The sequence below is a fragment of the Streptomyces sp. NPDC047515 genome, assembly GCF_040643055.1.
In the GTDB taxonomy this organism is placed as follows: domain Bacteria; phylum Actinomycetota; class Actinomycetes; order Streptomycetales; family Streptomycetaceae; genus Streptomyces.
The window spans coordinates 222,323-235,100 of sequence record NZ_JBEYTM010000001.1 but is presented as its reverse complement, the minus strand read 5'-3'; the positions used below and the strand labels follow the sequence as shown (position 1 = coordinate 235,100).

The window sequence follows — 12,778 nt, the reverse complement described above, 5'->3', positions numbered from 1 at the left end:
CCGTCACGTATCCCGTGATGCGAGACAACTGTCCAGGGCCGTCTCCCCGGGGCCGTCTCCGCGCTCAGTACGGGTGGACGCCGACCGGGGCCGCCGGGGGCGGCCCGTATCCCTCGGCGACGCGCTGGTGGTACGTCTCACGGTCGATGACCTCCAGGCCGACGATCTCCCAGGGCGGAAGCCCGGCGGTGGAGCGGTGTTCTCCCCACAGCCGCAGCGCGACAGCCGCCGCGTCGTGCAGATCGCGCGCCTCCTCCCAGTAGCGGATCTCCGCGCGGTCGTCGGCGTACCGGCTGGTCAGCAGGAAGGGGTGGTCGTGCGCGAGTTGTTCGAGACCGCGTCTGACCTCCTTCAGCGGAATCGCGGCGCCCGAGACACTGAGCGTGATGTGCCAGAGTCTCGACGGGGTGCGTTCCTCCCCCGCCGCCGTCGGCTCGGGTCCGGTGGTCCGGTCGTCCGTGCGGTCCATGGACCGGCTCCCGTCGAAGCCGGCACCTGCTCCGACGCTGGTCAGGGCCCGGCCACCCGTTCCTCGGGATGGCGCCCCCGGGCGCGCTCGTCTCACCGGCGGCCTCCTGTGAATGCGTTCGCTGTGCTGTACCCCGCTGTGTCCCCATGACAAAGTTGACCAGTCCGCGGCCGAGAATGGGGCGGTTTTGGTGAAGGTCTCCGTCCTGAGGCTGGACTTTCAGCCGTTTCAGGGGGTCTGTCAGGGGTGCAGGACGACGAGATCGTCCCTGTGTACGACCTCGCGTTCATATGCCGGACCGAGTTCCCGCGCCAGGTCGCGAGTGGAGCGGCCGAGCAGCTGCGGGATCTCCTTGGCGTCGAAGTTGACCAGTCCGCGGGCCACGGGGCGGCCTACGAGATCGCGCAGTTCCACCGGGTCGCCCGCGCTGAACTCGCCCTCGACCGATGCGATTCCGGCGGGCAGCAGCGAGCTGTGCCGCTCGACGACCGCCTGGACGGCCCCGTCGTCCAGGGTCAGCGAGCCCTGCGGGGTGGAGGCGTGGGCGAGCCAGAGCAGCCGGTCCGCCGAACGGCGTCCGGTGCGGTGGAAGTACGTGCCGGTGTCGCGGCCGGCCAGGGCGTCGGCGGCCCGGCTCGCAGAGGTGAGGACGACCGGGACTCCGGCGGCCGTGGCGATCCGGGCGGCCTCGACCTTGGTCACCATGCCGCCGGTGCCGACGCCCGCCTTCCCGGCGCTGCCGATGGTGACGCCCGCGAGGTCCTCGGGGCCGGCCACCTCGGCGACCCGCGACGTGCCGGGCCTGCTGGGGTCGCCGTCGTACAGGCCGTCCACGTCCGAGAGGAGGACCAGCAGATCGGCGCGGACGAGATGGGCGACGAGCGCGGCGAGCCGGTCGTTGTCGCCGAACCGGATCTCGTCGGTGGCAACGGTGTCGTTCTCGTTGACGACCGGCAGCGCGCCCATGTCCAGCAGCTGGTCGAGGGTGCGGTAGGCGTTACGGTAGTGGGCGCGACGGCTGGTGTCGTTGCTGGTGAGCAGCACCTGGCCGACACGTACGCCATAACGCGCGAAGGAGGCGGTGTAGCGGGCGACGAGCAGTCCTTGGCCGACGCTGGCCGCCGCCTGCTGTCTGGCCAGGTCCTTGGGCCGGCGGTGCAGACCGAGCGGGGCGAGTCCGGCCGCGATGGCGCCGCTGGAGACGAGCACGATCTCGCGTTCCCCGCCGCTTCGCACCTTGGCCAGTACGTCCACGAGCGCGTCGACGCGGTCCGCGTCGAGGCCGCCCGCCGCGGTGGTGAGGGATGACGAACCGACCTTGACCACGATCCTGCGGGCCTCTGTGACGCCCTGCCTTGCCCCTGACACGTACATCCCCAATGATTCGACCTCGCCCAGCCCTCGCAATCTACGCGAGCGGAGGAAGGGGTGCCCGCGCGTTTCGCTCCGTGAACGCAGGGACGGTTCCGTATCCCGCCTCCGCCCGGCTGCTCTGCCGGCGAGATCGACAGCCGCGTCGGCAGTCACATTCATTACTCATATCAATTGATCAACTTCTCGACGCCATGCACCGACACCCGGCAAGGAGATGGGGAATATCGATGCGCGCCGACCGGTGCAACCATCAGAACGTCTCGCTCATCTAACAGCCGATAGGGTGCGTGGCGGCGACTCTCCCCCACATCCGGCAGTGGCAGTGTCGGCCCCGTATCTGCCACCATCTCCAGGGACCTACCAGACATGGGACAGTACCGATGCCAGTCAAAGTAAGTGTCGTCATTCCGGTATACAACCCGGGCAAATACATCGACCCCTGCATCGACTCCCTTCTGAGACAGTCCCTCCCCGCGGAGGATTTCGAAGTTCTCTTCGTGAACGACGGGTCCACCGACGACACCCCCGAACGGCTCGAAAAGCTGGCGGTGGACCACCCGCATTTCCGGGTGATCACCATCCCCAACTCCGGATGGCCCGGAAAGCCCCGCAACGTCGGTGTGGCTGAGGCGAAGGGCGAGTACGTCCAGTTCGTCGACCAGGACGACCACCTCGCCTCCGACGCCCTGCGCCAGCTGTACGAGATGGGGCACCGCAACGGCTCGGACATCGTCATCGGCAAGGTGGCGAGCAACTTCCGCGGTGTGCCGCACGGCGTGTTCAAGAAGAACCGCGAGAAGTGCACCCTGCGCGACGCGCCCCTCTACGACAGCCTCACACCGCACAAGATGTTCCGTACGGAGTTTCTCCGCGAGAACAAGATCGCCTACCCCGAGGGCAAGCGCCGGCTCGAAGACCAGCTCTACATGATGCAGGCGTACTTCCCCGCCGAGGTCGTCTCGATCCTCGGCAACTACACCTGCTACTTCTATTCCCGGCGCGACGACGGCAAGAACGCCGGGTCGACCAGGATCGTCCCGGCCAACTACTACGGGAACCTCCGCGAAGTCCTGGACGTCGTCGTGGCCAATACCGAGCCGGGCCCGTTCCGGGATCTGCTGCTCCGCCGCTTCTACCGGGTCGAGATGTTGGGTCGGCTCAGCGAACCCGCGGTGGTCACGTACGAGCCCGAGTTCTTCGACGAGATGTGCGACGCGATCAGGCCGCTGGCCATCGACTTCATGGGCGACGGTGTCCACGACGGCCTCGGTCCGCTGCTGCGGACCCGGTCCACGCTCCTGCGCAGGGACGACCGGGAGGGGCTGCTGCGGATCGCGCGGTTCGCCAGGTCGGTCAAGGCGTCGGCCCGTCTGGAGGAGTTCACCTGGCAGCCGGACGGCCGCGTCGCCCTGACCGTGACCGCTCGGCTGGTCCACGGCGACGACGAGGCGCCGGTGAAGCTGCTGCGCAAGGACGGCCGCTATTTCCTGCACCCGGACATCGGCGGCGGGCTGCTGGCGGAGGACGAACTCCTTGACGTCACCGACGACTTCGGCGGATTCTCCGCCGAGCTGGCCCTGCGCAACCGCGAGACGGCCGCCGAGTGGCCCTGCCCTGCGACGTTCACCACGCGCGTCGAGGAACTCGGCGACGGGGCTTGCGAGATCGTCCTGCACGGCCACGGGCAGGCCACTTCGGAGGCGGTCAAGGGCCGCGGGCGAGTCTCCCGCGGCTTCTGGGACATCTGGGTGCCGCTGCGCGGCCTGGGCCTCGTCCGCAAGGCCAGGCTGGGCGCCGACCGCGATCCGGACGTGGACCCCGCCTGCCTGCCGGCGTCGCTCGGCTCGCCCGCCCGTGCCGTCATCCCGTACTTCACCGACCCGCACGGCAACCTCACGCTCGATGTGGGCCGCCGCAGCAAGAAACTCGCCGCCTATCTGGACGGCCGTACAGTCCTGCAGACCCCGGGCCGTCGGCCCGAACTCCGGCTGGAGCTGTTCACCGCCACCAGCACCGTCGCCTCGGACGCCCAATTGGTTCTGAGCCCGGCCGACGGCGCCGGCTCGGCCGTGCACACGCTGCCCACCGTGCTGCACCCGGCAACGGGCCGGGCCCACCTCATCGTGCCCCGCCGCGCTCCCCGCGTCGCAGCGGGCGCCTGGAAGCTCTCCGTCCGGCTGGACGGAGAGGAGGACCCCGCACTCAGCCTCTGCGACGTCACCATCAGCAAGGGCGGCAGGATCCGACTTGATCCAAAGCTGCCCGCGGCCGCGGACACGGTCATGGCCGGCGTGGTCGCGCAACGCCGGAAGGCGACTCTGCGTCGCGCCCTGCGCACCGTCGGTGGACCCGTCGTGCGCAGGCTCCCCCCGCAGGGCCGGAAGCGCGCACGCCGCCTCGCCGCCCGCTTCACCGGCTGATCCACACCCGCGCATCCGTCGTGCCCGCCGACGCGGCGGTCCCGCCGACACCAGCACCACACACATCAGGACAAGGACGTGATCGCATGCGGCAGCTCTCCATTGCCGGGGCCTGGGTGCATGAGCCCAAGGTCTTCCCGGACAGCCGCGGCAGCTTCCACGAGTGGTTCAAGGCGTCGGAGCTCAGTGAGGCAGCCGGACACACGCTGCGGCTCGCCCAGGCCAACTGCTCCGTCTCCAGCCGGGGCACCCTGCGCGGTGTCCACTTCGCCGATGTGCCGCCGAGCCAGGCGAAATACGTCAAGTGCGTACGCGGCGCGGTGCTCGACGTCATCGTGGACATCCGGGTCGGCTCCCCCACGTACAAGCAGTGGGAGGCCGTCCGCCTCGACGACGCGGACCATCACGCCGTCTATCTCTCCGAGGGGCTCGGCCACGCCTTCATGGCCCTGACGGACGACGCGACGGTCGTCTATCTCTGCTCCGAGGGCTACGCGCCCGGCCGCGAGCACGGCGTCAACCCGCTCGACCCCGAGCTCGGCATCGAGTGGCCGGAGGGGATCACCCCGCTGCTGTCCGAGAAGGACGCCGCCGCCGCCTCGCTGGCGGAGGCCGAGGCGCAGGGCCTGCTGCCGTCCTACGAGGACTGCCGGGCCTACTACGCCGAGCTGCGCGCCCGCGGCTGAGCACGCAAAGCCCCCGTGATCCGTACGGATCACGGGGGCTTCGTCCTGTCCGGGCCCGGTCTTGGAGGAGCTCACAAACTGGGCGCCCGGCTCGCGACGCCTGGCATGCACGCTCGCTGACCGGACTCCCCTTTTGTGAGCTCCTCTCAGAGCCTGTCGGGCGGCCTTCGATCGGACAGCGGACGCGGTCTGGTGCGTGCGATTCCAAGGCGCCGGGATGTCCTCGGATGGGGTCTCCCCTGCTTGAACGAAGCTCAGAGCTCGGGGATGGAGCTACTAGGACATTTCGGCAACGCGGGAGGGGGTCCCCCCTGGCCCTTAAGGCCTTGGGGGAGTGCGTGCCAGGGCGTGGCCGCCCGATCAGAGGCCGCCCGACAGGCTCTCAGCCCGTCACGGCCTCGATGCGCTTGCGCAGCGGCGCGAACGCCGAGCGCGGGCGGCGCAGGTTGCGGGCGCGTGCCAGGGCCGGCCAGAAGTCGGCGCCGAGCAGCGTCTCGGGCTGGACGGCGTTCTTGCGCACCAGCACCTCGTCGGGAACGTCCTGCGGGTCGGGAACGACGTACTCCTCGATGATCTTGTCGTATGCGTTCTTCAGGACGTCGCTCTCCGGGTTGGCGCCGAACACGGCGACGACTCCGGTCGGTGCCGTGTCCACCTCGACGACGACCAGATCGGGGCGGAAGCGACGCAGCACCTGCACCACCTTGTACACGTCGCCGGTCCAGTACTTGGTGTGCCGGTCGCGGGCCGCCTCGTCGACGTCGCGCGGCAGCATGTCGTCCAGCACGATCACGCTCGACCAGCGGGAGTGCTTCTCGACGTTCATGAAGTCACGCAGGGCGTACTCGAAGAGGTGCATGCCGTCGATGAAGGCGAGCTCCAGCTTCGGGTCGCCGCCGAGCACATTGAGCGGGTCGCGGCGGGCCAGGGCGCGGAACGGGTTGCGACCGTTGCGCAGGTGCAGCAGCGGGTCCTTGCGTGCGAAGAAGTCGTCGCTCGTCGCTTTGACCAGATGGACGTCGCAACTGATGTCCGTCACCACTCTGAAGGCGGGGTCGACGGCGATGGAGGGCACTCTCGAGAGGGCCAGGCTCCTGCCGTCGTTGACCCCGATCTCCAGATAGTTGCGAGGACGGTAGACACGGTGCATATGACGCAGAAAGTCATGGCGGTTCACGTGGAGCAGCCCTTCGGAGAAAACCAACTGGTCTGGTTCCCGGCGAAGTTACCCCATGACCGCACTGTGATGTAAGCGTTCTCCCCTATGTAAACCTTCGTTGTTCATTTCTTTGAAATTCGACTGAAGTCGACTGCCAATACGATCATTCGGTGATCATGATCGTTGTGCTGCAAAAAGTGCCGGAAATGCCTCTTCCAGCGCCGCCCGCCAGTCCCGAATCGGTTCGATCCCGGCCGCCGTCCAGCGCTCGTGTCCCAGCACGCTGAAAGCGGGCCGTGGTGCCGGCCGTACGAAGGTCTCACTGGTCGTGGGGCGGACGCGCTCCGGGTCGGTACCGAGCAGCCGGAAGATCTCCCGGGTGAAGCCGAACCAGGTCGTCTCGCCGCCGCTGGTGCCGTGGTAGACGCCGGCGGGCGCGGTGCCCGCGAGGGCGGCCTGTCCGAGCCGGACCAGCCGGTCGGCCAGATCGACGGTCCAGGTGGGCTGTCCGCGCTGGTCGTCCACCACGTCGAGGGTGTCCTTGACGCCCTCCAGCTTGATCATCGTACGGACGAAGTTGCCCCCGCCCGCGCCGTACAGCCAGGCGGTACGGACCACGTAACCGGTGTCCGGAAGGGTGTCCAGCACGGCCCGCTCCCCGGCCAGTTTGGTGCGGCCGTAGGCGCTGCGCGGTCCGGTGGGGTCGTCCTCGGCGTACGGCTTCTCGCCGTCCCCGGCGAAGACGTAGTCGGTGGAGACCTGGAGGAGGACGGCCCCGTGTTCGCGGCAGGCCGCGGCGAGGACCTCGGGGCCCGTGCCGTTGACCCGGAGCGCCGCGCCCTCCTGGGACTCGGCGTCGTCGACAGCGGTCCAGGCGGCGCAGTTCACCACGACGGCGGGGCGGTGCTTCTCGAAGCCGGCGCGCACCGACCCGGGGTCCGCGATGTCCATGGCCGCACGGTCCGCGGCGACTGCGGTGACGCCCTCACCGGCGAGCCGGGCCAGGACGTCCTGGCCCAGCATCCCGGCGGCTCCGGTGACGAGCCAGACGGCGCTCACAGCGCGGCCCGGCCCTTCAGCGGCTCCCACCAGGAGCGGTTGTCGCGGTACCACTGCACGGTCTCGGCGAGGCCGGTGCGGAAGTCCTTGCGGGGCTCGTAGCCGAGCTCCTCGTGGATCTTGGTGCAGTCGACGGAGTAGCGGCGGTCGTGGCCCTTGCGGTCCTCGACGTAGGTGACGCTGGTGTCCCAGTCGGCGCCGCAGGCGTCCAGCAGCAGGCCGGTGAGCTCCTTGTTGGAGAGCTCGGTTCCGCCGCCGATGTTGTACACCTCGCCGGCCCGGCCCTTCGTGCGGACCAGCTCGATGCCCTGGACGTGGTCGTCGATGTGCAGCCAGTCACGGACGTTGGCGCCGTCACCGTAGAGCGGGACCGTCTTGCCGTCCAGCAGGTTGGTGACGAAGAGCGGGATGACCTTCTCGGGGAAGTGGTGGTGCCCGTAGTTGTTGGAGCAGCGGGTCACCCGCACGTCGAGGCCGTGGGTGCGGTGGTACGAGAGCGCGATCAGATCGCTGGACGCCTTGGCCGCGGAGTACGGCGAGTTGGGCGCGAGCGGGTCGGTCTCGGGCCAGGAGCCCTCGTCGATGGAGCCGTAGACCTCGTCGGTGGAGATGTGCACGAAGGTCTTGATGCCGGCCAGGTGCGCGGCGTGGATCAGGGTGTGGGTGCCCACGACGTTCGTACGGACGAACTCGGCGCCGCCGTCGATGGAGCGGTCCACATGGGACTCGGCGGCGAAGTGCACCACCTGGTCGTGCTCGGCCATCAGCTTGGAGACCAGCTCGGGGTCGCAGATGTCGCCCTGCACGAACCTGAAGCCGGGGTGGTCGCGCACCTCGTCGAGGTTGGCCGGGTTGCCCGCGTAGGTGAGCTTGTCGAGGACCGTGACGGCGATGTCGCCGGGACCCTCGGGGCCCAGCACCGTACGGACGTAGTGCGAGCCGATGAAGCCGGCGCCGCCGGTCACCAGGATGTTGGTGGTCATGAAGAGATCTGCACCTTGCTGTGGTCGCCGAGCACGAGTCGGTGGGCGGACGGGGAACGGGGTGCGGGGGTCACTTCGACGTCACGGCCGATGAGCGACGCCTCCACGCGACGGACACCGGCGATGGAGGCGCCCCGAAGGACGATGGAGTACTCGATCTCGCTGTCCTCGATCCGGCAGTCCTCGGAGACCGAGGTGAACGGACCGACGTACGCGCCGCTGATCACCGACCGGGCGCCGATGATCGCGGGCCCGACGATGCGGCTGCCGCTGACCTTGGCCCCCGCCTCGATGCGTACCCGGCCGATGATCTCGCTCTCGTCGTCGACCTCGGCCTCCTCGTGGGACGGCTCGATGGTCTCCAGGACGGTCCGGTTGACCTCCAGCATGTCGGTGACGTTGCCGGTGTCCTTCCAGTAACCTCGAATCGTGGTGGAGCGGACATCGCGCTTCTGGTCGATCAGCCACTGGATGGCGTGCGTGATCTCCAGCTCGCCGCGCCAGGAGGGCTCGATCGAGCGCACGGCCTCGTGGACCGCGGGGGTGAAGAGGTAGACACCGACGAGCGCCAGATCGCTCTTGGGCTCCTTCGGCTTCTCCTCCAGGGCCGCGACCCTGCCGTCGGCGTCGAGCTCCGCGACCCCGAAGGAGGTCGGGTTCGGCACCTGGGTCAGCAGGATCTGCGCATCGGGCCGTTCCGTGCGGAACTCCTCCACCAGGCCGGTGATCCCGCCGACGATGAAGTTGTCGCCGAGGTACATGACGAAGTCGTCGTCCCCCAGGAAGTCGCGGGCGATCAGCACGGCGTGGGCGAGGCCGAGCGGCTCGTCCTGCGGGATGTACGTGACCTCGATGCCGAGCCGGGAACCGTCGCCGACCGCCTCGCGGATCTCCTGGGCGGTGTCGCCCACGATGATGCCGACCTCGGTGATACCCGCTTCGGCGATGGCTTCCAGACCGTAGAACAGCACGGGTTTGTTCGCCACCGGCACCAGTTGCTTGGCCGAGGTGTGGGTGATGGGACGCAGGCGGGTGCCCGCCCCTCCGGACAGTACGAGAGCCTTCACGTGACCAGTCCTCATGGGTTGAGATGTCGGTCTTGTCGCGGCTGCGACCTGCGGGGCGACTCTACTGAAAACTGCTGCGCGATCCGTCGTGCGTCAACCCCACGAACGAGACGCGAACACACGTATGGGTCCGGATGGGGTGGGTCCGGTCAGCCCACGCTCATCCTCGCCTTCCACCGCCGTACGTCCCGCCGCATACGCCGGGCGACGCGCCGCGACAGTGACGCCTTGCGGGCCGCGACCTCGGGTTTCTCGATGCGCTTGCCGTCGTGCCAGTCGGGCACGGTGACCTCGAAATCGGACATCGAGAGACCGCTCGAACGGTGCCGGAAGTGCGGGTACGCAAGGAAGACCTTGTCCCCCTTTCGTGAACCGACCACATCCGGAACAGTCTTCTCCCGCAGATACGTCAGTATGTCCACCAGTACGTCGGCCCGGCCCGCAGCGACGGCGGCGAGCCGCAGCCTCTCGGCGACCTTGATCAGGCGCGCCACCTCGTCGGTCCAGTACATGTCCATGAGCGGCGCCGCAAGCTCCATCTTGTGGCGCCGTACCTCCTCCGAGTCCCGGAGGAAGTTGGGGCCGAACTGCTGCAGCGTCCCGACCGTGAAAGGCCGAATCATCAGGAAGTCCCGCTTCGGCCCGGCCGGTTCGAGCCGGTGAATGAGCTCCATCATGGCCCGCATGGAATCGAAGCGCCACACATAGGTACCGCTCTTCGTCACATGCTTTCCGTCGTCGCGGCCGACCAGGTGATAGCAGGTGTAATTGGAGATCACGGAGACTCCGGCGCCCCTCAGATACGCCTCCATGGTGAAGAGTGCGTCCTCACCGGTCTTGAGTCCCTCATCAAATCTCAGACCAATTCGCTCCAGCAGTTCACGCCGGAAGAGTTTCTGTGCGCTCAGCGTGTAAATGACCTTGGAATCGTATACATTGACCCGCTCCTTGGTCGCCGTCCACATCGACCGGGGCGCCCCGCGATTGACCCCGACCACCTTGCCGAGCACCACATCGGTGTGCGCCCGGTCGGCCATGGCGACCATCCGCTCCAGGGCCTCGTCGCCGAAGTAGTCGTCCGCGTCGAGGAAGAACACATAGCGCCCCCTCGCCATGCCGAGACCCACATTGCGCGGCCCACTGGGACCGCCGGAATTCTCCTGCCTGACCACCCTGGTCGGAACCGCGGATCGGGCCGCGAACTTCTCCAGGTATTCACCGGTGCCATCGGTCGAACCGTCGTCGACCGCCACGATCTCGATCCGATGGGCGCCGATGGTCTGCGACTCCACCGATTCGAGACAGCGTATGAGATAGGGCATTGCCTCATAAGCGCCGATGACCACGGTGACGTCAGGAATTGGTATCTCGTTCACATCAACAGAAGACAGTCGCCTTCGCGTGTTGGTTGCCCGGCACCACACGACGGAGAAGTGACCCTTATCACAAAAGGCCCGGCACAACCCTTTTGGGGCTGCGCCGGGCCAGTTGGTTCGTGTAAACGGATTAGGCGATTCCTCAGCCGCTCACGGATTCGCCGAGGTTTCTCGCCATGCCTGCGTTCCGCGCCTCGGACTTGGCCGCGAGCGCCTTCACGGCCGCGTCGAACTGCATGAGGGACGTGGGCTCGTCCGGGCCGAGGAGGTAGTGCTTGAGCTCGCGCCGGTCCTCGGCGAGGGCGTCCGCACCGGGGTCCGTCACCGCGCCGAGCAGGGCGTCCAGCTCGACCGCCGAGTTGGAGAGGATCACCGCGGCGCGCACCGCGGTGTTCTGCCGACGGAACTCGGCCTCGCCCAGCTCCGCCGAGTCCGTGACCGCGTACGGCTTGCCGCTCGCGATGAAGTCCGACACCACGCTGGAGATGTCCGAGACCATGGCGTCCGACTCGTTGAAGCAGTCGTACAGCCGCATCTGGGCACCGGTGATGACCCGGTGCTCCCACCAGCCCTGGGAACGCCAGGACGCGGCGTTCCACTCGTCCTTGAGCCGTGCGGTCTCGGCCTCGCGCGCCGGGTCGGCCAGCGAGTCCCGGGACAGCTCCGCCTCGTCGCGGGCGGTGCGACCGCCGCTGGAGAGTTCGGCCAGCCGCGCCTCGATACGGGCCAGCTCGGCCCGCGCCTCGGCCTGCTCGCCCCGCAGAGCGGACGATTCCCGCGCCCAGCGGGGGTCGTTGGCGCGCTCGGCGGCAGCCCGCTCGATCATCTCGGTGATGCGCAGGTGCACGGCCTTGGCCTTGGCGCTGCGGGTACCGGTGAAGGGGTGCGGCTTGTAGAGCAGGCGGATCGGCTGCTCGGAGTTCAGCAGCCGCTCGACGATGTTCTCGCCGGCCAGCAGCAGCGAGGTGTTGCCCGGGTTGTCGTCCCAGCCCTCCCAGGTGGGGGCGTACAGCACCGTCGGAATCGGGTTCTTCGGCGCACCGGACCACGGCTGAATGGCGGCCAGCTGCGGGCGGCCCACCTCGACGATGTCCTCGTCGCGCACGCCGACGTCGGCCAGCGCGTAACGGTCGCGGCCGGCCCGGCCCGCGGTCCACACCTCGTCGTAGGCCTTGCTGTACGGGTTGACGCTGGCGAGCTTGTCGCTGTCGCCGTGGCCGATGAAGACGTGCTTCATCGTCGGCACCCGGAGCAGATGGATGTTCTTGCCGACGTTGGCCGCGTAGAGCGCGACCCGTACCGACGAGAGGTCCAGGTTCATGAGGTGCACACCACCGGGCACGCAGAGCACGGGCACCGATGTGCCGGCGAGCTGCGGGACGATGTTGCGCTCACGCAGGCAGATCAGCGGCCGTCCGCCGAGCTGGGCCATCGTCTCCAGCCACATGTTGACCTGATAGGCCGAGTCCTTGGAGCCGGAGAAGTACAGCATCACGGTCGGCCGGTACTCGGCGAGCCAGTCGCCCACCGCGTTGAGGACCTTGGTCTCCGGCGGTACGAGCCGGCTCGGCCGGACGTACGGCAGGAGCGCCGCCAGATAGCCGACCGCGAGAACGAGCGTGAGGCCCAGGCCGGCATAGGCGATGACGTACCTGCCGGTCTCGACCGCGACCAGCACCCCCACCATCGAGAAGATGTCCAGGTGCAGCATCTTCTCCGCGGGCCTGCTCATCAGGATCTGCGGCGGTGCGTCCCCTATCCGCACCGACCTCAGGTCGATGTTGCGGGTGACCACCGGAAGCTTGCGCCGCAGCCGGATGAGGGTGACCATCGCACTCTGCGGCGCCTGGAGTCCGTAGAAGGCCAGCAGGCAGGCGACCGTCACGTAGAACAGCGTCTGCTCGCCGTATCCCATGCGGGAGAGCAGCAGGATGAGCAGCAGCTGACGGACGAGGAAGCGGATCGACAGTCCGGCGCGGACTGCGGCGAGCCGGTTGATCAGATAGCTGCCGCAGTGGTGCAGATATCGGTCCGCGAGATAGGTGACCGCGGTCGCCGCGGCAAAGAACCAGAGATTGGGGATTATCGCCGCGAGCATGACGCACGGGAACCCCACAGCCACCAGGAGAGCGGCGGCCAGTTCCGAACCACTGCCCACCCGAGCCAAGCGCATGGCTTTCGAAAT

10 protein-coding genes are annotated in these 12,778 nt (G+C 68.2%); 2 read left to right on the top strand and 8 right to left on the bottom strand.

Annotated elements, in window-relative coordinates; genetic code table 11:
• Positions 1-64: 64 nt before the first annotated feature.
• Both ABZ826_RS00975 and proB read right to left on the bottom strand, forming a co-directional pair.
• Complete coding sequence (locus ABZ826_RS00975) at positions 65-565, bottom strand: hypothetical protein (RefSeq protein WP_361440182.1); 501 nt, start codon at positions 563-565, stop codon at positions 65-67.
• 144 nt (positions 566-709) lie between these two features.
• Complete coding sequence (gene proB, locus ABZ826_RS00970) at positions 710-1,843, bottom strand: glutamate 5-kinase (protein WP_361440179.1); 1,134 nt, start codon at positions 1,841-1,843, stop codon at positions 710-712.
• A gap of 380 nt (positions 1,844-2,223) precedes the next feature.
• On the opposite strand from proB, the gene ABZ826_RS00965 reads away from it, so the two are divergent.
• Positions 2,224-4,263, top strand: coding sequence for a glycosyltransferase family A protein (locus ABZ826_RS00965; protein ID WP_361440176.1), 2,040 nt, complete (start codon positions 2,224-2,226; stop codon positions 4,261-4,263).
• 86 nt (positions 4,264-4,349) lie between these two features.
• Positions 4,350-4,949, top strand: coding sequence for a dTDP-4-dehydrorhamnose 3,5-epimerase (rfbC, locus tag ABZ826_RS00960; protein WP_361440173.1), 600 nt, complete (start codon positions 4,350-4,352; stop codon positions 4,947-4,949).
• Positions 4,950-5,331: 382 nt separating this feature from the next.
• Here rfbC and ABZ826_RS00955 read toward each other — a convergent pair whose 3' ends face one another.
• From ABZ826_RS00955 to ABZ826_RS00930, 6 genes are all read right to left on the bottom strand, one after another.
• Positions 5,332-6,126: a class I SAM-dependent methyltransferase gene (locus ABZ826_RS00955; protein WP_361440170.1), complete on the bottom strand. Its 795-nt coding sequence runs from the start codon at positions 6,124-6,126 to the stop codon at positions 5,332-5,334.
• A gap of 156 nt (positions 6,127-6,282) precedes the next feature.
• Entirely contained in the window at positions 6,283-7,167 is an 885-nt protein-coding gene (gene rfbD, locus ABZ826_RS00950; RefSeq protein WP_361440167.1) for a dTDP-4-dehydrorhamnose reductase, read from the bottom strand.
• Positions 7,164-8,150, bottom strand: coding sequence for a dTDP-glucose 4,6-dehydratase (gene rfbB / locus ABZ826_RS00945; protein WP_361440164.1), 987 nt, complete (start codon positions 8,148-8,150; stop codon positions 7,164-7,166). The genes rfbD and rfbB overlap by 4 nt, the downstream gene beginning before the upstream one ends.
• Positions 8,147-9,217 carry a glucose-1-phosphate thymidylyltransferase gene (locus ABZ826_RS00940; protein ID WP_361440161.1) on the bottom strand — a complete coding sequence of 357 codons (1,071 nt, stop codon included), beginning with the start codon at positions 9,215-9,217 and terminating at the stop codon, positions 8,147-8,149. Before ABZ826_RS00940 ends, rfbB begins: the two co-directional genes overlap by 4 nt.
• A gap of 149 nt (positions 9,218-9,366) precedes the next feature.
• Positions 9,367-10,593: a glycosyltransferase family A protein gene (locus ABZ826_RS00935; RefSeq protein WP_361440158.1), complete on the bottom strand. Its 1,227-nt coding sequence runs from the start codon at positions 10,591-10,593 to the stop codon at positions 9,367-9,369.
• A gap of 142 nt (positions 10,594-10,735) precedes the next feature.
• Positions 10,736-12,766: a hypothetical protein gene (locus tag ABZ826_RS00930; RefSeq protein ID WP_361440155.1), complete on the bottom strand. Its 2,031-nt coding sequence runs from the start codon at positions 12,764-12,766 to the stop codon at positions 10,736-10,738.
• Positions 12,767-12,778: the final 12 nt, after the last annotated feature.

Coding starts and splice junctions, on each gene's coding strand:
- proB (WP_361440179.1), bottom strand. CDS start 1,843: ATGTACGTGTCAGGGGCAAGGCAGGGCGTCACAGAGGCCCGCAGGATC.
- ABZ826_RS00965 (WP_361440176.1), top strand. CDS start 2,224: ATGCCAGTCAAAGTAAGTGTCGTCATTCCGGTATACAACCCGGGCAAA.
- rfbC (WP_361440173.1), top strand. CDS start 4,350: ATGCGGCAGCTCTCCATTGCCGGGGCCTGGGTGCATGAGCCCAAGGTC.
- rfbB (WP_361440164.1), bottom strand. CDS start 8,150: ATGACCACCAACATCCTGGTGACCGGCGGCGCCGGCTTCATCGGCTCG.
- ABZ826_RS00930 (WP_361440155.1), bottom strand. CDS start 12,766: ATGCGCTTGGCTCGGGTGGGCAGTGGTTCGGAACTGGCCGCCGCTCTC.